Origin of the sequence: Sphingopyxis sp. Geo48, from assembly GCF_949769155.1 — a bacterium.
GTDB lineage: Bacteria > Pseudomonadota > Alphaproteobacteria > Sphingomonadales > Sphingomonadaceae > Sphingopyxis.
The window spans coordinates 100,613-122,528 of the sequence record NZ_CATKPA010000003.1; the positions used below are offsets into that span (position 1 = coordinate 100,613).

At 67.4% G+C, this 21,916-nt stretch carries 18 protein-coding genes and 2 tRNA genes; 5 read left to right on the top strand and 15 right to left on the bottom strand.

Annotated elements, in window-relative coordinates:
* Positions 1 to 11: 11 nt before the first annotated feature.
* Positions 12 to 674, top strand: a complete 663-nt coding sequence (locus tag QOL79_RS12015; RefSeq protein WP_283419740.1) for a TetR/AcrR family transcriptional regulator — start codon at positions 12 to 14, stop codon at positions 672 to 674.
* A 57-nt stretch (positions 675 to 731) separates the two neighbouring features.
* On the opposite strand, the gene QOL79_RS12020 is transcribed toward QOL79_RS12015, so the two are convergent.
* The 5 genes from QOL79_RS12020 to QOL79_RS12040 form a co-directional block, all read right to left on the bottom strand.
* Positions 732 to 2,795: a hypothetical protein gene (locus tag QOL79_RS12020; protein WP_058454223.1), complete on the bottom strand. Its 2,064-nt coding sequence runs from the start codon at positions 2,793 to 2,795 to the stop codon at positions 732 to 734.
* 199 nt (positions 2,796 to 2,994) lie between these two features.
* Complete coding sequence (locus QOL79_RS12025) at positions 2,995 to 4,488, bottom strand: DHA2 family efflux MFS transporter permease subunit (protein WP_058454398.1); 1,494 nt, start codon at positions 4,486 to 4,488, stop codon at positions 2,995 to 2,997.
* Between the two features lie 62 nt (positions 4,489 to 4,550).
* Complete coding sequence (locus QOL79_RS12030; RefSeq protein ID WP_283419741.1) at positions 4,551 to 5,741, bottom strand: HlyD family secretion protein; 1,191 nt, start codon at positions 5,739 to 5,741, stop codon at positions 4,551 to 4,553.
* 35 nt (positions 5,742 to 5,776) lie between these two features.
* Positions 5,777 to 5,917: a hypothetical protein gene (locus tag QOL79_RS12035; protein ID WP_282950435.1), complete on the bottom strand. Its 141-nt coding sequence runs from the start codon at positions 5,915 to 5,917 to the stop codon at positions 5,777 to 5,779.
* 40 nt (positions 5,918 to 5,957) lie between these two features.
* Positions 5,958 to 7,385, bottom strand: a complete 1,428-nt coding sequence (locus QOL79_RS12040; RefSeq protein WP_283419742.1) for an efflux transporter outer membrane subunit — start codon at positions 7,383 to 7,385, stop codon at positions 5,958 to 5,960.
* Positions 7,386 to 7,729: 344 nt separating this feature from the next.
* Here QOL79_RS12040 and QOL79_RS12045 point away from each other — a divergent pair, with 344 nt between their 5' ends.
* Positions 7,730 to 8,293 (top strand): TetR/AcrR family transcriptional regulator, encoded by a 564-nt coding sequence (locus QOL79_RS12045; RefSeq protein ID WP_374395301.1) that lies wholly within the window; start codon positions 7,730 to 7,732, stop codon positions 8,291 to 8,293.
* A gap of 183 nt (positions 8,294 to 8,476) precedes the next feature.
* Positions 8,477 to 9,094, top strand: coding sequence for a response regulator (locus tag QOL79_RS12050; RefSeq protein WP_058454220.1), 618 nt, complete (start codon positions 8,477 to 8,479; stop codon positions 9,092 to 9,094).
* On the opposite strand, the gene QOL79_RS12055 is transcribed toward QOL79_RS12050, so the two are convergent.
* The 8 genes from QOL79_RS12055 to QOL79_RS12090 all read right to left on the bottom strand — a co-directional run bounded on the left by QOL79_RS12055 (position 9,080) and on the right by QOL79_RS12090 (position 18,916).
* Positions 9,080 to 11,341, bottom strand: coding sequence for a sensor histidine kinase (locus QOL79_RS12055; RefSeq protein WP_283419744.1), 2,262 nt, complete (start codon positions 11,339 to 11,341; stop codon positions 9,080 to 9,082). The genes QOL79_RS12050 and QOL79_RS12055 overlap by 15 nt on opposite strands.
* 400 nt (positions 11,342 to 11,741) lie before the next feature.
* Entirely contained in the window at positions 11,742 to 12,578 is an 837-nt protein-coding gene (locus QOL79_RS12060) for a 2OG-Fe(II) oxygenase (protein ID WP_283419745.1), read from the bottom strand.
* A 208-nt stretch (positions 12,579 to 12,786) separates the two neighbouring features.
* Positions 12,787 to 12,861: transfer RNA gene (locus QOL79_RS12065), tRNA-Glu, on the bottom strand.
* Positions 12,862 to 12,927: 66 nt separating this feature from the next.
* Positions 12,928 to 13,003, bottom strand: a tRNA-Glu gene (locus QOL79_RS12070).
* Positions 13,004 to 13,127: 124 nt separating this feature from the next.
* Positions 13,128 to 14,894: a single-stranded-DNA-specific exonuclease RecJ gene (recJ, locus tag QOL79_RS12075; RefSeq protein WP_283419746.1), complete on the bottom strand. Its 1,767-nt coding sequence runs from the start codon at positions 14,892 to 14,894 to the stop codon at positions 13,128 to 13,130.
* Positions 14,891 to 16,405 carry a PH domain-containing protein gene (locus QOL79_RS12080; RefSeq protein WP_283419747.1) on the bottom strand — a complete coding sequence of 505 codons (1,515 nt, stop codon included), beginning with the start codon at positions 16,403 to 16,405 and terminating at the stop codon, positions 14,891 to 14,893. Before QOL79_RS12080 ends, recJ begins: the two co-directional genes overlap by 4 nt.
* Entirely contained in the window at positions 16,402 to 16,929 is a 528-nt protein-coding gene (locus QOL79_RS12085) for a PH domain-containing protein (protein WP_282949266.1), read from the bottom strand. Before QOL79_RS12085 ends, QOL79_RS12080 begins: the two co-directional genes overlap by 4 nt.
* 25 nt (positions 16,930 to 16,954) lie before the next feature.
* A complete protein-coding gene (locus QOL79_RS12090) occupies positions 16,955 to 18,916 on the bottom strand; it encodes an alkyl/aryl-sulfatase (protein ID WP_283419748.1) in 1,962 nt (653 codons plus the stop codon).
* Positions 18,917 to 18,978: 62 nt separating this feature from the next.
* Between QOL79_RS12090 and QOL79_RS12095 the strand changes: the two genes are divergently transcribed.
* Positions 18,979 to 19,464 (top strand): flavodoxin family protein, encoded by a 486-nt coding sequence (locus QOL79_RS12095; protein WP_283419749.1) that lies wholly within the window; start codon positions 18,979 to 18,981, stop codon positions 19,462 to 19,464.
* 229 nt (positions 19,465 to 19,693) lie between these two features.
* Here QOL79_RS12095 and QOL79_RS12100 read toward each other — a convergent pair whose 3' ends face one another.
* Positions 19,694 to 20,353 (bottom strand): YggS family pyridoxal phosphate-dependent enzyme, encoded by a 660-nt coding sequence (locus QOL79_RS12100; protein ID WP_283419750.1) that lies wholly within the window; start codon positions 20,351 to 20,353, stop codon positions 19,694 to 19,696.
* A gap of 56 nt (positions 20,354 to 20,409) precedes the next feature.
* On the opposite strand from QOL79_RS12100, the gene QOL79_RS12105 reads away from it, so the two are divergent.
* Positions 20,410 to 21,039 (top strand): thiamine phosphate synthase, encoded by a 630-nt coding sequence (locus QOL79_RS12105; protein ID WP_283419751.1) that lies wholly within the window; start codon positions 20,410 to 20,412, stop codon positions 21,037 to 21,039.
* On the opposite strand, the gene QOL79_RS12110 is transcribed toward QOL79_RS12105, so the two are convergent.
* Complete coding sequence (locus QOL79_RS12110; protein WP_283419752.1) at positions 21,012 to 21,731, bottom strand: hypothetical protein; 720 nt, start codon at positions 21,729 to 21,731, stop codon at positions 21,012 to 21,014. The two genes, QOL79_RS12105 and QOL79_RS12110, sit on opposite strands and share 28 nt — an antisense overlap.
* Between the last annotated feature and the right edge of the window lie 185 nt (positions 21,732 to 21,916).

Genomic DNA, 21,916 nt, shown 5'->3' on the forward strand with positions numbered 1-21,916 from the left:
TGTGAGAGACGATGACGAGCGAAGCCCTCTCCCCCCGCGCCGCACGCACCCGGACCGCCCTGCTCGAGGCGGGGCTCGACCTGCTCGCCGACCGGCCGATCGATGCCATCGCGATTGATGAACTGGTCGCCGCCGCCGGGGTCGCCAAGGGATCCTTCTTCAATCATTTCGGCGACAAATATGGCTTTGCGAATGCGATCGGCGAGGCGATCCGCAGCGATATCGAGGCGCTGATCGGGGCGCTCAACGCCGATGAGGATGATCCGCTGGCCCGGCTGTGCGGCGGAATGATCGGTGCAGCGGCGTTCGCCCTCAGCGAGCGCAAGCGCGCGGCGGTGCTGATACGCAGCGCGCGCGGCATGACGCTCGAACAGCATGTGCTCAACCGCGGCGTGATCGCCGATCTCGGCGCCGTCGGCGCGGCGCATCGGTTGGTGCCCGCGGCCGGGCGCACGGGCGTGCTCTTCTGGCTCGGCTGCTGCCAGGCACTGATGGGCGGGCTGATCGAGAAGGAGGCTGCCCGCGCCGAGGTCACCGCAATGCTGTCGGACATGATCGCGCTGGGGCTCGGCGGGCTCGGCGTCGATGCGGCGAACCGCGCGCGGCTGAGCGACGCGGTGCGTGTCGGGCAAGAGCTCGACCGCGCGATCGGGCTTTTGAACGGAAATCGATAGGGCGGCGAAAGGCCGCAGCAGGCGAGGGCGCGCAGGGGTGCGCCCTCGCCCGAACCGTCACCGCTTGCGGGGACGGCCGCCCTTCGCGGGGTGCCCGCCGCTGCCGATCGCTGGGCGGCTACCGCTCTTGGCGCCGGTGAAGCCGCCGTTTCCGATGCTGCCGCGCTCGCGTCGCTGGCGGCTGGTCGAGGCGGCGTTGCTGCCGGTGCCGCGGTCGTGCGCGACCTGTTCGCGGTCGACCGGGCCGGTCGTCGTGCCGGACGGCCGCTGCCCATTCTGCCGCTGCGCAGTGCTGCGCTCGACCTGTTCCCAGCCGCCGTCGGTCTTTTGATAGACGTCGCCATTTTTCCCGGCGTAGACATCATCGCCGACCTTGACCGCGCCGCCGGCGTTCACCGTGCCGCTGTCGCGGTCGTAAGTGACGCCGCCGACGCCCGCGGCATTGCCGCCAGAGCCGGTCGTCGAGAATCCGCCGACCGCCCCCGCGCCTTCCGGGCCGGTGCCCGCCGCGCCTGCCATGCTCGTCTGGCGGCCGGTGTTGCTATTATAGACCTCGCGGTGGTTCGCGGCCCCTGCCTGTCCCGTATAGGGGTTATAGGCGGCGACGCCTTCGTTCGCGACGACGCGGCCGGTTTCGGGATTGTAGCGCACACCGCGCGCCGCCGCGGTGGTCGTGCCGGTATAGGCGTTGGTGTTGACCGCCGCCTGTCCGACCCCGCGTCCCCCGGTCGCCTGGTTGTAATAGCCGCCTTCCACCGCACGGCCGTAGTTGCCGGTCCACGGATTGGCCCAGGCCGCTGCGGTGCCCGAGACGACGGCGTTGCTCCATTGGCCATAGACGTTCCACGCCCCCGCGACGGGATAGGCGCCGCCATACCAATAAGCGGCAGGCGCATAAGCGGCGGGACAGCCATACCAGACCGAACCGACCCACGCGGTGCAGCGATAGCCGGTGCCATAGACCAAGACGGTTCCGGTCGACACGATCCCGTAATAGCCGGGCGTATAGCCGACCTGAACGCTATCGCCGCTGACCCCATAGACGCGGACATAGGTCACATAATGGAGCGGCGAGCTAACCGGGATCGTATAGATTGCGGGTGCGACGCTGGTCGCGACCACCCACGGACCGTGCGGCGACGAAGCCGCGAACCAGACGCCATTTGAAACGGCGTAATAATGGCTGGCATCGACGCGGATCACCGGCACCGCAGCATTGCGCGCGTAGCTGAGGCTGGTCCCGGTCACGACACGGAATTCGGGAGTGCCGTCATAAGTTGCGGTAAAGCTTGCCTGCCTGCGATTGACCGTCGCGGTCTGCGGGATGCTGTTGCTGGCGATCGCTGCCTTCGCCTGCGGCGTCCCGGCAACCGATGCGAGGACCACGCCCTTGGGGCTGTCGGCAGGGATGCGTGCGAAGTCGGCGGGCAGCTTGTCGGGCGCAACATAAGTCCATGGACCCGTCGCCGACGGCGCGACGAACCAGCGCCCCGACAACAGCACATACCAGTTGGTGTTCGCCGTGACAAAGACGTCGGCGCGCGTGTTTGCGACATAGGCGAGCGTCGTGCCCGCGATCGGGGCGAATTGCGGCTCGCCCGATATGGCGATCAGCTCGGCAGCGTCGCTGCGCACGACGATTACCGGCGCTCGGCCAGCGCGCAGCAGCGCGGCGACATCGTCCGCCGTCTTGTCCATCGGGTCGGCGAGCTTGTACGATGTGGCTTCGTTCAGCGCCCAGGTCACATTGGCGGGCACGTCGCGGGCCAGCGTCCAGCGGGCGTTCAGCGCCGTTGCGGTCAGCCAGCGGCCGCCGATGCGCAGATAGTAAAGATTGCCTGCCCGGACCAGCAGCGCGCGCGTGTTGACGACGCGCCGGACGCCTGCCGACTTCATGTCGCGAAGCACGGGCTTGCCGTCGATATGCACCATGACCGTCGGCTCGAAGGCGAAGACGATCGCGGGCGGCGTGTTGTCGACCGCAATCGTAGCGGTCGTCGCGGTGGTCGCGGCGTCGGCGGGATATTCCATGGCGACGAGCGATGCGCCGGCAAAAAGCAGCCACAGCGCGGCGGCTTTGCCGTAACCGGCGCGGCGATTTCGGTTGGGAATATTGGTCATGATATAATCCTTGTTGCTTGATTTCGGGTACAAAAATCTTGTGACGCAGAATCGCGTTTCGGCTTCATTCTGGGGCGAAGGATCGAACGCGAGCCGGCCGACACCAGGGAGGGCTCGACCGGCTCGCGCCGACGATGGACGTTCCGGGCGGGCGGGGGGCAGGGGGAGGTGCCCGCCCGGAACTTCCGCACGATGCAGGTCAGTGCACCGAACTGGTATCCACGGCGCGCGTCGGCCGCGGGGCGAGCCAGATGATCGAGGCGGCGGCGGCGAAGACGAACGCGGCCCAGACGAAGGTCTGTCCGGTCGCCAGCGCGACGCTTTCCTTGTCCACCATCTGGCTGATGATCTGGCGGGCCTGCTCGAGGCTGTAGCCCTTGGCCATCAGCCCATCGATCGCCGCCTGCGTGCCGTGGAGGACGCCCGAGAGGCCGTCGCGCTTTTCCTGCGCGCCGTCGTACCAGAGCGTCGTCGAGATCGCGACGGCGACCGCCCCGGCCATCGTCCGCAGGAAGTTCATCACCCCTGCCGCCGAGGCCGTTTCCTCTTCGTCGACCGCGCCGAGGGCGATGGTCGTCAAAGGCACGAAGAAGAAGGGCATGCCCGCACCCTGGATCAGCTGGGGGAGCGCCAGCGTCCAGAAGTCGGCGCCGCTGTTCCACCAGAAGACACGAAGCAGCGAGGTACCGCCGAGCCAGAGCACGCCGATGAAGACGAGCCGGCGCGGGTCGACTTCGGTCATCCGCTTCGCGACGATCGGCGCCATCAGCACCGCCGCCACGCCGTTGAACGCGGTGGCATAGCCGGCCCAGGTCGCGGTGTAGCCCATCGCGCCCTGCAGCCACTGCGGGATCACCACCAGGCTCGCGAAGAAGGTGCCGTAAGCGAACACCAGCGCGATGACCGCGACGGTGAAACCGCGGTGGCGGAAAGGGCGAAGGTCGACGACGGGTCTGTCGTGCGTCAGCTCCCAGATGAGGAAGCTCGCGAAACCGACGATCGCGATGATGGCGAGCTGGACGATGATGTCCGCGCTGAACCAGTCATGTTCGCGCCCGAGATCGAGCATGAGCTGCAACGCACCGACCCAGAGGACGAGCAACACGAGGCCGAAACCGTCGACGGGCTCGTTCACCTTCTCGGTCTCCGCCTTGCGCAGCACCGTCCACGCCGTGAAGGCACAGATGGCCGCAACGGGCACGTTGATGAAGAAGATCCAGTGCCAGCCCCAGCTGTCGGAGATGGTACCGCCGAGGATCGGGCCGAAGATCGGCGCGGTCAGCGTCGTCATCGCCCAGATCCCCATCGTCATCGCATGCTTGTCCTTCGGGAACACCCGCAGCAGCAAGGTCTGGCTCAAAGCCATCAGCGGCCCGCCGCAAATCCCCTGCCCGATCCGGAAGGCAACGAGCATGGTGAGGCTCGTCGCGGTGCCGCAGAGGAAGGAGAAGATGCCGAAGCCGAGCATCCCGCCCGCGAACAGCCGCACGGTGCCGAGGCGCCGCGAGAGCCATCCGGTGAGCGGCACGCAGATCGCCTCGGCCACGGCATAGGATGTGATCACCCATGTTCCCTCCGAGGAGGAGATGCCGAGGCCGCCGGCGATATGCGCGACCGACACGTTCGCGATCGTGGTGTCGAGCACGACCATGAAGTTGCTGACCGCGAGCACCGCCCCGGCGAGCAGCAACATGCTGCCCGTCAGGATCGTCGAGCTGTGGCCCTCGGCGCCGGAGTGCTGGGCCCCCGCCGCGCTCACCGGACGTCCTTCCGGCGGGGCGCCACGTCGATCTCGGCTTCCATCGACAGGCCGACGCGCAATGGATGCTTCTTGAGTTCCTTCGGGTCGAGCGAGACGCGCACCGGCAGACGCTGGACCACCTTGATCCAGTTGCCCGTGGCATTCTGCGCCGGGATCAGCGCGAACGCCGAACCGGTACCACCCGAGAAGCCTTCGACGCGGCCATGGAAGACGACGTCCGACCCATAGAGGTCGGAGACGAGCTCGACCGGCTGGCCGACGCGAACGCGTTCGAGCTGGCCTTCCTTGAAGTTGGCGTCGACATAGACGGCGCCGATCGGAACGATCGTCATCGCCACGCTGCCCGCCGAAACGCGCTGGCCGACCTGCACCTGACGATTGGTGACGACACCATCGACGGGCGCGCGGATCACCGTGCGTTCCAGGTCGACGCGCGCCTGATCGAGCTTCGCCTTGGCGGCGAGCACATCGGGGTGGTTGTCGACCGAGACGCCCGCGATCATCGCATTGTTCGCGGCGAGCGAGCCCGACGCCGAATTGCGCGAGGCGACGGCCTGCGCGAGCCCGGCCTTCGCTTGCGCCAGATTGGCTTGCGCGGTCGCATAGGCGTTGCGGACGACGGTCAGTTCCTCGCCCGACACGGCGCCGCCGTCAGCGATGCCGGCACGGCGGTCGAGGTCGATGCGCGCCTTGGCGAGCGCCGCATTCGCGACCTGGACCTGCGCCTCTGCCTGACCGATCGACGCCGCACCGGCGTTGACCTGCCCGGCAAGCGAGCTGCTGGTCGCGACCGCCTGTCCGAACTGGCGGCGGGCACGGGCATAATCGGCCTCGGCGCGCGCCAGCGCAAGTTTGGCGTCGGTGTCGTCGAGCTGGATCAGGATATCGCCGCGCTTCACATTCTGCGTATTGGCGACGAAAACCTTGGTCACCGCGCCCGAGACGAGCGGGGTTACCTGCGCCGAGTCCGCGGCGACATAGGCGTTGTCGGTCGCGACCAGATCGCCGTCGGCGAGCAGCCAGTAACCGGCGCCGGCGAGCAGCACCGCGCCGCCGAGCGCGGCAAACAGCTTCCTGCGCTTGGCCGATGTCGCGGCCTCGTTGGAGTCGATCGTCGGTTCGGTGGCCCGCGCGCCGTCGTCGCGGAAATCATCGGTATGGTCGAGAAGAGCTATTTGAGTCATCGGTCTGTCCTTTGGAAATCATCGTGCGGAAACGATCAGAGGGGGGTGGTCATGATCTGCTGGGCGGCAACTGCGAACAGCCAGGCGCCGCCAATGAGCGCGAGCTTGAACAGCAGGCCGTAGCCCAGCCAGCGCAGCGCGCGCTGGCGCTTCGGATTTTTGACATCGGTATTCATGGGGATGGGTCTTTCCTTTGGTGGTTCGGAGGGGAGAGGATCAGGCTTTGGTGAATCCGCCGCCGAGCGAGCGGACCATCTGGACGTCGAGCGTGAAGACGCGCGCCTGAAGGTCGGCGACCGACCGCCGCGCCTGCAGGACATTTTCCTCGTTGCTGAGGACATCGAGATAGGAGGCGAGCCCGCGCTCGTAGCGCTGGCGCGAAAGCTCGTGCGCGGCCTCGGCATCCTTCAGCGAGGCCAGCGCCAGGCTGAGCCGTTCAGCCAGAGCGCGGCGGCTGACCAGCGTGTCGGCGACATCGTGGAGCGCGCCGATCACGGTAGCGTCGTAGCGCGCGACGGCTTCGTCATATTGCGCCCGCGTGCCGCGATATTGCGCGCTGATCGCACCGCCGTGGAAGATCGGCAGGCTCACCGCCGGGCCGGCATTGCCATAGAGCGAACCGCTGTCGGCGAGATTGCCGATGCCGAGCGCCTGCAAGCCGATCAGCCCGGTGAGGCTGATGTTCGGATAGAAGGCGGCGCGCGCCGCCTTGATCCGGCTCGTCTGCGCATCGACCCCGGCGAGCGCCGCTGCGATGTCGGGCCGGCGGCCGATCAGGTCGATTGACGCATTGGCGGGGACGCCGCGGACGGCGGCAAGCGCGACCGCGGGGCGGCCGATCGTCAGCGCGCGGTCGGGACCGGCACCGGTGAGTTCGGCGATGCTGTTCTTCGTCAGCGCGATCGCTTCGTCGGTTGCCGCGAGCTCGGCCTTGGCGGCCGGAACACGCGAGCGCGCCTGCTTGAGCGCGGCCTGATTGTCGAGCCCGGCATAGACGCGGTCGCCGACGAGCTTCAGCGTCTCGAGCCGGTTCTGCACCGTGCGGTCGAGCACCTCGCGCTGCGCACAAAGCCGTGCGAGTTCGGCATAGCTGGTGGCAAGCGCGGCGGTCAGCGCGCTCCGCGCTTCCTGCACCTCATAGGCCGCCGCCAGCGCGTCGGCTTTCGCGGCAGCGAGCGTCGCGCGGTTCTTGCCCCACAGATCGAGGTCGAGCGAGAAGGAGAGCCCGGTCTTTGCGGTGTCTTCCCAGCCGTCGGGGACGAATTGCGCGGGGACGCCGTTATTCTCGCTCTGCTGGACGAAGCCCGCGCTGTTTGTCGCGTCGATCTGCGGCAGCAGCGCTGCGCCCGCCTGACGGGCATAGGCCTGCGCCCTGCGGAGTCGCGCCGAAGCCATGCGAAGGTCGGGCGATCCGGCGATCGCTTCCTGCATCAGCGCGTCGAGCTGGGCATCGCCATAGCCTTTCCACCAGCCGTCGGCGGGCCAGACACCGGCGTCGCCGCCCAGGCTTGCGGCGCTGGCGATGGTTTCCGGCGCACGGATTTCGGGGCGCGCGCCAAGGTCGGGGACCGAGGCGCAGGCGGTCAAAGTGGCGGCGCTGGCCATGAGCATGGCCAGCCCGCCGAAGCGGGTTGCGATCATCATCGATTCCTTTGAGGTACTATGCAGTACCGTTTAAATCGCGATTCGCGCCGCAAATGTCAATCCAAAAATGGTACTGCGTGGTACCTGAATTTAATTTCATATAGATCAACATCATAAATGCAATATGAAGGGATTTCTGGCCACAAAATGGTACCGTTCTGCAAAAAATACGCGGCCGGATATTGCCCTTCTTCGAATCTTCGTATCTTGCAAAAGGTGGGGAGTGGTATCATATTGGCGGGATGAAGATTGGTAAGAGAGAGAGCCAACGGCTCCTGAAACGCGCCCAGATCATTGCAATCGCGCGCGAACATTTTTTCGAGAAAGGCTTCGAGGGCGCGTCAATGTCGGCGATCGCGGCGCAGCTCGGCGGGTCCAAGCGCACCCTCTGGTCCTATTTCCCGTCGAAGGAGGAGTTATTCGCGGCGGTCGTCGAGGATACGGCGGCCGGGATTCGCGGCGGCATCGATTTTTCGGCGGTCGGCGATTCGCCGCTCGATCAGCTGACGCATCTGTCGCGGACGATCATCGAACGCATGACCGCCCCGATCGCGGTGCAGATGTTCCGGCTGATCAGTCCGATGTCCGAACGCAATCCCGAACTGGTGCGCATCTTCTTCGAACGCGGCCCGCGCCGGACGCAGAAGAGTATCGCCGAATATCTGCGCGCGAATTTCGGCGACCTCCTCTGGACCGACGATTATTGGCAGGCGGGCGATGATCTCGTCGCACTGGCCGCATCGAATTTCCATTTCGAGAGCCTTTGGGGCCTCAGCAATCCGCCGACGCCGAAACAGAAGGACGCTCGCGCGCGGCGTGCCGCGATTCTGTTCCTCCGCGCCTATGGCCGCCACCCCGAGCTGTGGGCGCCGATCGATAAAGTGGATGGCGCCAAGGAAACGGTATGACCGGGGCTGCGTGGATGGCGTAGCCTGTTGGTACCCGCCTGAAGGCGAAGGTCAGGGCTTCGGGTCCCTTCGGGTGCGCGATTTTTCCCAATATTGCCGCGCGCCCTGCCTCAAATTTATTGGGGTTGCGGGCGCTTGTCCGTCTGGGGCATCGCTGTGCGGTCCTATCGGGGCGGGAGGGCGATGAGCGACACGCACAGGATCTTGATCGTCGACGATCACCCGCTCACGCAGAGCGGGCTCCGGCTGCTTTTTTCCGCGCATCCGCGCTTTTCGGTTGTCGGTGCGCTCGATCGCGGGGCGACGGTCGCCGCCTTCGTCCAGTCGCAGCCGGTCGACCTCGTCATCCTCGACCTCAACATGCCCGACGTGCGCGGGATCAACATTCTCGCCGAAATCGTCGGGTCGCGCGACATGACGGTGATCATCCTGACCGGCGAATCGGGCTATGGCGAGGTCGATTATGCCCTGAAACTCGGCGCGCGCGCCGCGGTGAGCAAGGCCGACCCGGCCGAGGAAATCATCGCCGCCTGCGACGCCGCGCTGGCGGGCGACGTCTATCTGTCGCCGCATATGGAGGAGGCGCTCGGCAAGTACAGCGGCTCGCCCGTCACCCTGTCGTCGCGCCAGATGGCCATCCTCCACTATCTGGCGCAGGGCGAGAGCAACAAGGAAATTTCGTACCGCCTGTCGATCGCGCAGCCGACGGTGTCGTTCCACATCGCCGAACTGCGCCGCAAGCTCGATGTGCCCAACAATCGCAAGATCGTCGAGCGCGCGCAGGAGCTAAAGCTGCTCTGACCCGCGCACGACGAGCGGGTGGCGCATCAGCTCGCGGCACGGCGGTTTCAAGATCATCAGCCCGACAAGCTCGCTCAGCCGTCCGCGCGTGACCGTCGTGTCGTCATAGGTCAGCGCGGCGATGCGGCGTCTGGAACCTTCGGCCGCGGCGAGCGCGGCGTCGAACGCGGCGCGCTCGTCGAAGTCGAGGATGCGCCAGCCGGGCAGGCCCGCCTGGAGTTCCTCCGCCGGACAGGGCGTGATCGCGTCATAGGCGGCAGGAAGCCGGACGGCGATCGTCGTGCCGCCGGCGTCCGAGGCGGTGATCGCCAGCGACCCGCCGAGCGCCCCGATCAGCCGCTTCGCCGAATGGAACCCCGACCCCGAGCCCGCCGCGCGCGCGTCGGCGCGGACGCGCCGGCCGTCCGCTGCGTTAAGGGCGCGGACGATGTCGGCGGGCATCCCGCTGCCGGTGTCGGAGAGGAGGATCACGGCCTCTTCGCCTTCGCGGTCGAGCGTCAACGTCGCGCCGCCCTTCGCCGTATATTGATAGCTGTTGCTGATCAGGTTCGCGAGCACCCGCATCAACAGCGGCTTGTCCGAAACAAGCATGATGTCGGCGTCGACCCGGACCGCGAGCGTCAGCCCCTTGGCGGCAAAGGGGGCGCGGAACATCATCTGCAGCGGCTCGACGAGCGCTGCGCCGCCGAAAGCGCCGAGGGCGACGAAATCATCCTCGCTGCCGACGATGTTGGCGCCGGACATCGTCGTCGACACGATTTCGCCCAGATAATCGGCCGAGCTTTGCAGCATCGCGGTCAATTCGCCGTTCGCCGCCGGGTCGCGCTTCAACGCGTCGACCGCGCTGTTGAGCGCGAGGATGACCTGCTTGCTGTCATGCCCCGAGGCATGGAGCAGCGCGTTCTGGCTGTGCACGGTTTCGAGCGCGAAAGCCTTTTCCTCCGCCAGCCGCGCGGCGCGCTCGCTGACCGCGAGGCGTCCGGCGAGTTCGCGGGCATAGGCCTCGTCGGCGGCGATCTTGTCGGCCTGGATCTTCTTGAGGTTGAGGCCGAGCGCGAGCGTCGCCATCAGCGATTCGAACAGCCCGACCGGCCCCGCGAGGTGCCAGTTGATCGGCAGCCAGACGAACACGCCCATCGAGGCGATCGCGGCATAGACGATGAAGAGCGCAAGGCTCGCCCAGCCGACGAACAGCGGCCAGAGCTGGCGCCCGACGCGCTTCATCGCGGCATGGCCGACGAACGGCAGGAACAGCGCGCCGGCGACCGCGATGATCCAGCAACCGATGTGCAGGCTGTGCCGGAAGACAGGCGGATAGAGCGCGAGGCCGGGCTGCAGCGCCATCAGCACCAGCGCCGCGCCGATCAGGATGCGGAGCGCAAGGTCGGTCTTCGGAAAGCGCGTCGCCGTCCCGACGAAACTGCGCGCGAACTGCGCCATCGCGCCCGCGAAGCCGCATTTGAACATATCCTCGATCCCGACGCTGGTCAGCGGATTGTCGGAGAGGAAGAAGATGGTGACATAGCCCTCCGAATGGATCGTGTTGATGGCGAAAAAGGCCTGCGCGACCGCGAGCCACACGAAGTCGCGGTGCCCGGTGATCGAGAAGAAGAGGAAGTTCAGGAAGATCAGGACCGCGAGCCCCAGCACGACCCCGGACACCAGCGCGATGTTGGCGCGCCGGTCCTTGAAGAAGCTGCCATAGGTCTGGATCTTGAGTGGCATATAGGTCGAATTTTCGGAGACGAAGTCGATCAGCAGCAGCTTTTCCTGTCCGGGGTCGAGCACGAATTCGGTGCTGAACGCCTGATAGCTGAGCAGATTCTCGCGCGCAGCCCTGGCGTCGGTGCCGTCGACGAGCAGGTCGACCTTGCCGTCGGCGACCTCGAAGAGGCGGAAATATTTGAGCGATCCGCGCCCGGTGGTGAATATCCAGCTCCCCTGCGCGTTGCTTGCGTTACGAACCTTGACCGCGACGATCGTTCGGGCGCCCGGCGGACCGAAATGGACGCTCTGCCCCTCTATGGCTTCGAGCGGCGCCTCCAGGAGCGCGGCAAGGCCCCGTTCGTCGGGCGCGCCGGGATCCTTCGTATAGCGGACATAGGGTGCGACCGCCGGGCCGTCGGCGCCGGCGCGGAGTTCGATCGTCGGGATCGGCTGTACCGACGCTTGTGCCGACGCTGCGGCGGGCGCCAGCAGCGCCGCCATCAGCCAGAGGCCGAAGCCTATCCGCGCGACGATCGACATGCGCCGACCGGTGTCGCGTGCGCGGTCGGCAAAGTCAATTTTTGCGTTGCCTTTCAAGGGCGCGAAACGAGCCGGACGGGCATTGGACGATCGGGTTCGCGCGTCGGCCACCCCAACAAACATTGGGTAGCGCCTCGCGCGGCGCTGACCTAGGCGGTCGTTCAAAGCTCGGCGGCGCATCCGCGACCGGCCGGCGCGCGGGGGCGCAACGACATCGTGACGCGACGGGCCGGCCGGTGAGGGAGGCCGCGACCGGTCCGTCAGTTAACCGCACGAATTGCCTTCTGATCTTCTGCGACCCGGGTCAGGACAGTTCGGTGGTGGGGCCGGGGCGGCTTGGCCGTTCCGGCCTCTTCTTTCCAAGAACGAAGGCGAATTGGTACGTCCGGCCACACGCGCATCAAAACGGATTGAGCCGGTTCGCGTAACGCTGCAGCCGCGGCGGCACCCAGTCCTTGATGAAATGGCTCGTGCGCGTGCGCCAGTCGGTTCGGTCGGTGGTTCCCGGCCGGGTCTGGAAGGTCGTCGATCGCTCCGGGATATTCTCGAGGCCTTCAGTGAAAGCGGTGTAATAATAGGTGGCGATCGAACGGCGGTCGCGGTCGGGCGGGCAGGCGAGCGGGTCGGGCTGGCCGTGGAAGCTGTCGAGCGAGGTGTTGAACACGACCGCCTTGCCGAGAAGCGGCGCGATCGACCTGACGCAGCCCTTCATCTGCCGGTCCCAAAGCTCGAGCTCGCCGCGATATCCCGGATCCCAGTCCTCGTTCAGATAGACGAGCAGGTTCAGCCGCCGCTCGACCTTCATGTCGCCGTGGACGTTGAAATCGGCGTGGACGCTGAGGTGGCCGCCGGCGCGCGTGATGTGCAGCCCGGCGCCGCTGTAATAGGGGTCCGAAATCAGTCCTGCTATGCCCGTCATTTCTTCCAGAAAGGCCAGAAACGCGCGGCTGTTCAGCTCGGCGAGCAGGTTGCGGGTCAGCCCGCTGGGCACTGCCTCGGGCTTGAACTGATATTTGAACCGTTCCTGGTCGCGGTCGAAGAAGGTCTGGCCTTCGAGCGAGGGGTAGCGCTCTGCGACGCTGCGCAGGATTGCCGGGTCGATCAGCTCGTCGAGGACGATGTGCGGAAAGGGGTCGGCGTTCTGATAGTCCGCCGCCAGCTTCCGCCCCGCCGCGCGGCATTCGTCTTCATCGAAAAAGAGATAGTCGTCGATCCTGTTCAAGGTGAGAATCGGCATAGAAAAGCTCCGCCCCGGTCGCGCCCGATGGATGTCACTCCGCCAGCGAGGCGGGAATGATGTCCCGGCGCGCGAGTTTCGATATTTTTCAAGGGAATGCCACTCTTTTCCTGTTTCGGGACGCCTTTGCCCCGCATCGTCGCGATCCGGCATGCACGGACGAGCTTGCCGCGCCGGCGCCGGCGAGCGAGCCTGAAATATCGCCGGATGGTGACCCCTACGGGAATCGAACCCGTGTTTCAGCCGTGAGAGGGCCGCGTCCTGACCGCTAGACGAAGGGGCCTTGTCGGTCGGATGTATCGGGAGAGAAAGGGCCGACCGCCCGGCTGCACCCTGCCCGTCTTTACCGTGGTGACCCCTACGGGACTCGAACCCGTGTTTTCGCCGTGAAAGGGCGACGTCCTAGACCGCTAGACGAAGGGGCCGTCAAATCGGTGAAGCGGGGCCTTAGACGGGCGTTCCCGTGCGGTCAAGCGCGCGCGCAAATTTATTGCGCCATCGCTGGTCCTCCAGTCGTCCGTCCGCCCCCAGGCTGGCAGGAGCCAGCCGTCAGTCGGCCCACGCGGCATCCTCGAGGTGGAGTTCGGCGGCGGGGCGGCTGCCCCAGTCGTCGCGTTTGGCGCGCCCCGCGAGCCACAATTTGCGCCCGCGCGCGTTCAGCAGCGTCTGCCCCAGCTCGGTCTCGGCGGCGCGAAAGGCGATCGCCTTGAACCGCGCGCCATCCTCTCCCGCGACGATCAGGCGGAGATGATCGGTGCCGACGATCCCCGATTCGACGATTCGCACCGGTCCCGTCGCGACGCGCGGCGCGGGCCAGCCGGCGCCATATGGCCCGGCGCTTTCGATCGCGTCGCACCACAAGGGATTGATCCCGCGCGGCGCGAGCACCGCGTCGATCAGCAGCGACTTGTCGCCGCTCGCGCGCTCGACGTCCGCCGCCAATCGCTCGTTCAGGAAGGCGCCGAGCGCGTCGACCTTGTTCCTTTCGACGGTCAGCCCCGCCGCCATGGCATGGCCGCCACCCGCGACGAGCAGCCCCGTCTCCTTCGCAGCGAGAATCGCGGCGCCCAGGTCGACGCCCGAGATCGAGCGTCCCGAACCCTTGCCGACGCCATCCGCATCGACTGCAATGACGATCGCCGGGCGGTGCAGCTTTTCCTTGAGCCGCCCCGCGACGATGCCGATCACCCCCGGGTGCCAGCCGTCGCCCGCGACGATCGCGACGGGGGCGTTGGCGCAGGCCGCGCTCGCCTCGATCGCCTGGTCGAGCACCGCCGCCTCGATCGCGCGGCGTTCCTCGTTGAGGCGGCCCAGTTCCTGCGCGATATCGGCCGCCTCCTGCGGATCGGTCGTCGTCAGCAGCCGGACGCCGAGGTCCGACTTTCCGACCCGCCCGCCGGCGTTGATGCGCGGCCCCAGCGCAAAGCCCATGTCGCTGGCGGTCGGCGGCCTGGTCAACCGCGCGGCGTCCATCAGCGCGGCCATGCCGATATTGGCGCGCTTCGCCATCACCTTCAGCCCCTGCGTCACCAGCGCGCGGTTGAAACCCGTCAGCCGCGCAACGTCGGCGACCGTGCCGAGCGCGACAAGGTCGAGCAGCTCGATCAGCTGCGGCTCGGCGCGGCTGCCGAAATGGCCGCGTGCGCGCAGGGTGCGCAGCAAGGCCGCGCCGAGCAGGAAGGCAACCCCGACCGCGGCGAGATTGCCGTGGATCGCCGCGTCGGGTTCCTCGTCGAGCCGGTTCGGGTTCACCACCGCAAAGGCTTGCGGAAGCGTCGTCGCGCACTGGTGATGGTCGACGACGATCACTTCGACGCCTGCCGCGCGGGCCTCGGCGATCGCGTCGAACGCCTGTGCGCCGCAATCGACGGTGACGATCAGCTTCGATCCTGCCTCGCCGATCCTGACCAGCGCGGCGCCCGACGGACCATATCCCTCCATCAGCCGGTCGGGGATATAGGCGCCCACCGGCACGTCGAGCGCGCGGAGCAGGCGGACGAGCAGCGCCGCCGAGGTCGCTCCGTCGACGTCATAGTCGCCGAAGATCGTCACCGCCTCGCGGGCCTCGACCGCATCGGCGAGCCGCGCGGCGGCGGCGTCCATGTCGCGGAACAGCGACGGGTCGGGCATGAATCCGCGCAGGGTCGGGGTACGCTGGCGCTCGATATCGTCGCGCGGCACCCCGCGCGCCATCAGCAATTGGGTGACGAGATCGTCGGGAGCGAGGCTTTCGCCGCCCATTTCGGCGCTCGTGCGCCGCCAGTGCCAGGGCTGGCCGCTGATCGAGTGGGTGATGCCAAGCGCGGCTTCGGTCATTGCCGCAGCCCTGCCGTCAGGATGCGCGCGCGCAGATCCTGTGCGACGCCGAGCGGGATCGCCGGAATCTCGTGGCTGGCAAGGCTGCTTCCGCCCGGCACCCCGAAAACAAGCGTCGCGAGGCCGAAGGGGCGGAGGATGAAGTCGGTCTTTAGGTCGACGCTCTGCACCGATGCGTGCGGCAGCAAGGTCATCTTCGGCTTCCACCAGCCGCGGCGGATCGCGACCTGGTCGCCGATATCGGCCCACAGATGATAGCGCGCCGCCCAGAAGGCGATCAGCGCGATCAGCGGCGCAGCGACGATACCGAGCCAGCCGACCGCATTGCCGAGCGAGAGGGCGACGATGCCGCCGATCGTCGCGGCGGTCGCGCCGATGACCGGGCCGAGCGCGACGATATGGTGGCTGTGCTGCCACGCCTGCGCGGCGTCGGGGCGGCGGATCGCGACCTCGTCCAGCACCGGGTCGATCTCCTCGATCCGACCGAAGGGAACGACCTGATGGTCGCGTTCCTTCTCGCCGTCGCTCGCAAGGCTTTGCAGGCGGAGCTCGTGCCAGCCGAAGCGTTTGCGCAGGCAGCCGGTGACAAGGATCGCCGCCTGCACGCGCTTCACCGGCACCGCGACGTCGGTGCGCGTCGTCAGGCCGCGCGTGCGGCGGAGCGCGCGCGGCTCGCGCGTCAGGCGGAAACCCCAGTTGGCGAACACCATCGTCGCGATGCCGCTCGCGAAACCGATGAACAGCAGCGAGATCGCGGCGCCGATCCCGGCGATCCAGCGGTGCGCGAGCAGCCAGCTGTCGAGCCCGTAGCGCCCCGCGACGTCGATCCAGTCGGCGGGATTGAAGATGTTGAAGTCGAACGGCAGCAGATTGTCGAAGAATTGCATGCCGCCGCCGACGACTGCGAGCGCGGCGAGCGAGAAGTTGAACAGCCCGGCGACGAGCAGCCGGCGGGGGCCCATTGCGAAGAGCAGCCGGTCCTCGGCGAGCGCGGGGGCTGGGTCAGGCGCATCCGCCGTCGGTGCTGCGACGGGCGCGCTGCGATGCGCGCGGATCGTCGTGCGCAGCGCCTGCGCGGCGTCGAGCCCGATGGCGTCGAGATGCGCATCATTCTCCTTGCCGCCCGCGCCGGTCTCGAACCCGACCTTGGCGATGCCGAGCGCGCGCGACACCAACCCCTGTTCGATGCTGACGTCCTGGATGCGGTCGAAGGGGATGGTGCGATGCTGGCGCGACAGCACGCCGCTTTCGATCACCACCGCGTCGTCGCCGACGATGAAGCGAAATCGCATCCATTGCAGACAGGCGGCGGCGAACGCGATCAGCAGATAGGCGAGGATTGCCGGGACAATCCAGACCCAGTTGCCGGTGAAGCCAAGCGCCGCGACTGCGGGCAAAAACTGCAGCGAGCGCGGCCCGATCCGGAGAAGCGCGAGGGCCAGCGTCGCCGGGTGCAGCCGCTGCCAATGCGGCTCGTCGGCGGCCGCGGGAAGGGCGGCGGCGTCGCTCATGCGAAGTCGGTCTGGATATGCCGGCGGATCGTCTCGCGCATCGCGGCGGCAAGGTCGCTGCGCAGGCCGGGCAGGGTGACGGTGCTGTTGTGCGTGCCCGATGTGTGGACGACGAGGTGCGAGAGGCCGAACCAGCGCTCGACCGGCCCCTGCCCGACGTCGATATGCTGGACGCGGACGAAGGGGACGATCGTGTCGGTGCGGAACAGCCAGCCGCGCGCGACGCGGAGTTGCCCCTCGCCGATCCGGTAGCCCCAGCGCGAAACGCGGCGCGCCGGAAAGGTGACGATCGCTATCGCCGCAAACAGCCACGCGGCGACGCTGACCAGCCCGGTCGGTCCGCCGATCCGCGGCATCACGAGCAGGTCGAACACCGTGGCGCCGATCGCGAGGGGCAGCATGTTGAGCGCGGTCGTGATGCGCAGGACATGGCCATAGGCGGGATCGACCGGACCCAGCCCCTCGCTCGCGTTGAGCGCGTCGGGCGCGAAGGGGTCGGTGGGCGCGGCAGCGGTGTCGGTCATGATCCTCCGTTAGTCGGTTGGCGTGTCAGGGCACAACTATATTGAAGCGCGGGTCCTGCGGCGGATGCAGCGCGAACCACGACAGGAACGCCATCCGGTCGCCGTCGATCTTGATCGCGCCCGACTGCATCAGCGCCGGGAATTGTGCTTGCCCCAGCATCACATCGTCGAGCGTCCCCCGGTCGATGGTGATCGTCGCTGTCGGTGCCGGGTCGGTGACGCCATAGCGCGGGAACTCGACCCCGCCGCCGACGACCACCGCGACGGCTTCCTTGCTATCGGGCAGGATGAATTGGAAGGTGCCTTTGAGGCCCGCGCCCTTGGTGGCATCGAAACGCGTCGCGAGCGCATCGAAGAAGACGCCAGTCGGGATCGCGCTCACGAAGCTGCGGCTCTGCCCGTTGCCCGAAATGCTTTCGACCGCATTGCCGCGCAGGCTCGCCGCGGCGGCGAGATAATAGTTCCGCCAGGCGCCCGATTCGGCCTGGTACCCCATCTGGTCATAGGCCGAGGCGAGCGCCGCGCGGGCGTCCCTGTTGTCCGGCTGCGCAAAGACGAGCTTGTTGAGCAGCTCTGCCGCCCAGCGGTAATCGCCCGCCGCGATTGCCGCCTTGCCCGCCGCGAGCAATTTGTCCGCCCCGCCGGCGAGCGCGACATATTTCGGCGCCGACTGCTCGGGCGGCAGTGGGTTGAAATTCGCCGGATTGCCGTCCCACCAGCCGAAATAGCGCTGGTACGTCGCCTTCATGTCGTGGTTGAGCGTCCCGTAATAGCCGCGTGTCCCGAAATCCTTGCCCTGTACCGGCGCCTCGGCGGTCTGGTCGGCGAGCTCGTGCAAGGTCGCGCCCTTGTTCGCGAGGAACAGTGTCCGGTCGTGGACATAGCGATAGGCGTCGCGCTGGTTCGCCAGCAGCTCGCTGACCTCGCCCGTCCCCCAGGTCGGCCAATGATGCGATCCCATCGCGACCTCGGCGCTGCCGCCCCATTTCAGGAGCATCGCGTCGATCACCTTCGACCAGCGCAGCGCATCGCGCACCTGCGCGCCACGGAGCGTCAGGATATTGTGCAGATTGTGGGTCACGACCTCGGTCGTGTGCAGCGCCTTGTAAGCAGGAATATAAAAGACGAACTCGGCTGGCGCCTCGGTACCGCCCGCGTCCATGAAGTCGAACGCCAGTCCGTCGATCGTCAGCGTTCCGCCCTTGTCCGACACCGTCTCGGTCGGCTCCATATAGCCGATCGTCCCCGACGACAGCTTCGGCCCCAGCCCGGTATCGACCTGCCCCCGCTCGCCCGGCGCCAGGATCGACCCGAACATGTAGAGCGCGCGCCGCCCCATCGCGGTCCCAGCGAGGACATTCTCCGACGTCGCTTCTTCGGAGAAGCCGTGCGGCGCGATGATCCGCACCTTGCCCGCCTTCACCTGTTCGGGTGTGACGATCCCGCCGACCCCGCCGAAATGGTCGCTATGGCTGTGGCTGAAGATCACCGCCCTGATCGGCAGCACCTTGTCCTTCGCCTCGACCGTATCGGCGAACAGCTTCCACCCCGCGGCGGCCGTTTCTTCGGACAGCAAGGGGTCGACGACGATCCAGCCGCTCTTGCCGCGGATGATCGTCATCACCGAAATATCGTAGCCGCGGATCTGCCAGATCTTGCCCGGCACGACCTCGAACAATCCGTGCACCGCGTCGAGCCGCGCCTGCCGCCACAGCGACGGGTTCACCGTGTCGGGCGCGTCCTTCGATTGCAGAAATTCATAGGGCCGCCGGTCCCACACCGTCTTGCCTTGCTTGTCGAGAATCACCCCGCCCGGAATCTCGGCGAGCTTGCCGCGCCGAACATTGGCTTCGTCGCGCGGGTCGTCGAGCGGCAGGCGCCTCGCGATCTCGGCCTGCGCGGTGCGCGTGGCGTCGCTCGCGGCATCCTGTGCGATCGCGGCGAACGGTATAGAGCTGGCAAGCAGCACGGCGGTCAGTCGGCGCATGTTATCCTCCCCTGTTTCCAGGCAGCTTGCGCCGCGCCGCCGGGCTTGGCAAGCATCGCGGTATGACCGACGCGCCGCACCTGCTGATCGCTTGGCACAGCCGCACCGGCGGTAGCGAAGCGCTTGCGCGCGCGGCCGCCGATGGGGCGGGGAGCGCGTCGCTCATCGCGGCGAACCGGGTTGTACCGGAGGATCTGCTCGCGGCGAGCGGCTATCTCTTTGTCGGCCCAGAAAATCTTGCGGCACTGTCGGGCGCGATGAAGGAGATGTTCGACCGTTGCTATTATCCCTGCCTCGGCAGGCTCGTAGGGCGCCCCTATGCGACGATCATCTGCGCCGGCTCCGACGGTGAGGGTGCCCAGCGCCAGCTCGACCGCATCGCGACCGGCTGGCGGCTCAGACGCGTCGCCGATCCGGTGATCGTGAACACCGATGCGCAGACGCCCGAAGCCATCCTCGCCCCCAAGACGATCCCCGCGAACCGCCTCGCCGAAGCGCGCGATCTTGGCGCCGCATTGGCGGAGGGGGTGGCGTCGGGGATTTTCTAAAGCACGCGGCATCGACACTCCGAACTGTACTGTTAACATAATACAGTCTGCGGACGGTGTCGATATGCGCTTGAAGGACGGTTTTGGGGTAGGAAGCCGACGTTCTCGTCGTTCTTCACCCCGGGTTTGACCCGGGGTCCATTCACGCAGCGCTGAAGGAATGGATCCCGGTTTCGAGTCCGGGACGACGATGAAAGATATGCCGGGTGCCAGCCGATTCGCGCCAACCTCAACGCGCGCCGAACAGCGCCGTGCCGACGCGGACATGCGTCGCGCCCAGCATCACCGCGGTTTCATAATCACCGCTCATCCCCATCGAGCGCAGCGGAAGGCCATGGCGTTCGGCAAGTTCGTCGAGCAATGCGAAATAGGGCGCGGGTTCTTGCGTTGCGGGCGGAATCGCCATCAGGCCGTCGATCTTGAGCCCCGCGTCGCGCGCCTCGGCGAGCAAGGCCGGCAGGTCGGAAACGGCGCAGCCGCCCTTCTGCTCCTCGTCGCCGATATTGACCTGCACGAAGAGTTGCGGTTGCTTGCCCGCCTTGGCGCAGGCCTTGGCGAGCGCCTGGACCAGCGACGAGCGGTCGACCGAATGGATCGCGTCGAACAGCGCGACCGCTTCCTCGGCCTTGTTCGATTGCAGCTGGCCGATCAGATGCAGCACGACGTCGGGGGTCTCGGCGCGCAGCGCGGGCCATTTGGCCGCCGCTTCCTGCACGCGATTCTCGCCGAAATGATGCTGGCCCGCGGCGATCAGCGGACGGATCGCCTCGGCCTCGTGCGTCTTCGACACCGCGATCAGTTCGATCCCGGCGGGCTCCCGCTGCGCGCGCTTCGCCGCACCCACGATATTCGCCCGTACTTCGGCCAGCCTGTCAGCAGCGTCGCTCATATTCGATCCTCGATCGGCGCGTTGCGCGCGCCCGCGACGTGCCTATAGGAAGGGCGATGGTCGGACGCCACCCCTCCCGCCCCCGAAACCTGCCTGCGACATGGCTGTTCAGCGACGAGCGGCTCGCGGCCGGGATGCGCGCGCTGGCAGCGATCGTGCCGCCCGGCAGCGGGATCGTCGTGCGCCACGACGCGCTGCCGACGGGATTGCGCTGGCGGCTTGTCCGGCGGCTCCTGCGCATTGCGCGGACCCGCAAGCTGATGGTCCTGCTCGCGGGATCGCCTGCGCTTGCGCGGCGGTGGGGCGCCGACGGCGTTCATCTCCGCCAGCCGATGGCCCGGCGCGCGCGGCAGGCGCACCGCCTCGGCCTTGTCGTCACCATGCCGGTTCACGATGCGGGCGAGGCGCGCGCGGCGCGGCGCGCGGCCGCGCATGGGGCCTTCATTTCTCCGCTCTACCCGACGCGGTCCCATGCCGGAGCCCCCGCGCTGGGCCGCTTCGCCTGGCTGCGACTGGCGCGGCTCGCGGGCGGGAAAGCCATCGCGCTCGGTGGAATGACATCCGCCCGCGCGCGCGCGCTCCAGCGCGCAAGCGGCATCAAACCCGGCTGGGCAGCAATCGATGCGTGGGATGAGAAAGCGGCGAAACGCCGGAGACGTCAGAAGCGGAACGCCGTGCCGACATAGACCGCCTGGCTGTCGCGGCGCGCGTCGGTCAGCGGCTGCGCGCGGTCGTCGGTGCGATAGCGGACGCCGGCCGTCACATCGATGTTCTTCGTCAGGCGATAGCTGCTGACGACATCGACATTCTGGTCGTCGCCGGGCGCGGTGACGCGGTCGGTCGCGCCGGCGGGATCGCTCGGCCGGCTGAGGACGCGCGTCGCGAAGCGCGATTTCTTCTCGGCGAGCTGTTCGGGTTCGCGCGCGACCGGCAGATTCTTGAGGTCGATGCCGCGCGGCAGCGCCGGGGTGACGAATTTCTGGAAGCCGACCGACGCGCCAAGGTCATAGGCGACGGGCGCGACCGCGATCGGCGCCTTGGCGCGGCCGGCGGTCAGCGCGGAGGTGCGCGCGGCGCTCGACGTGTCGTCGCGGCTGCGGATCACGACGGTGATCGCCCGGTTCCGGCGGCCCTCGTCGGTCAAGGCAGGGGTGAAGCTGAAGCTGCTGCGCGCTTCGGCCGACATCTTGGCGTAGCGCGCGATCAGCCGCGGGTCGCCCGAGGCCGGGGTGAACTGGCCGAGCAGCGTTTCCGAAAGCTGCGTGTCGCGGATGCGGTCGGCGCGGGTCATCGCCGCGAGCGCAGGCGGAAGCGCGACCGAAATCGCCGCAGCGGCGACCAGCCCAGACTTCCAGAGATGTCGCGATGTCCGCGCCATTAAACTGCGACTCCAACCCCAATCGAATCCCCAGATAGGCCTGCGGCCCCAATATTTCCAGTGATTCGCGAACGAATGATCCCGCCCTTCCGGCTTTTCGCCGAAGCTGTTGCGTTGACACCACAGTGCGACGCTTTGATGACCGCGCGATGAATGGCGGAAAAGAGGCGATTGCCGCGCTTGCG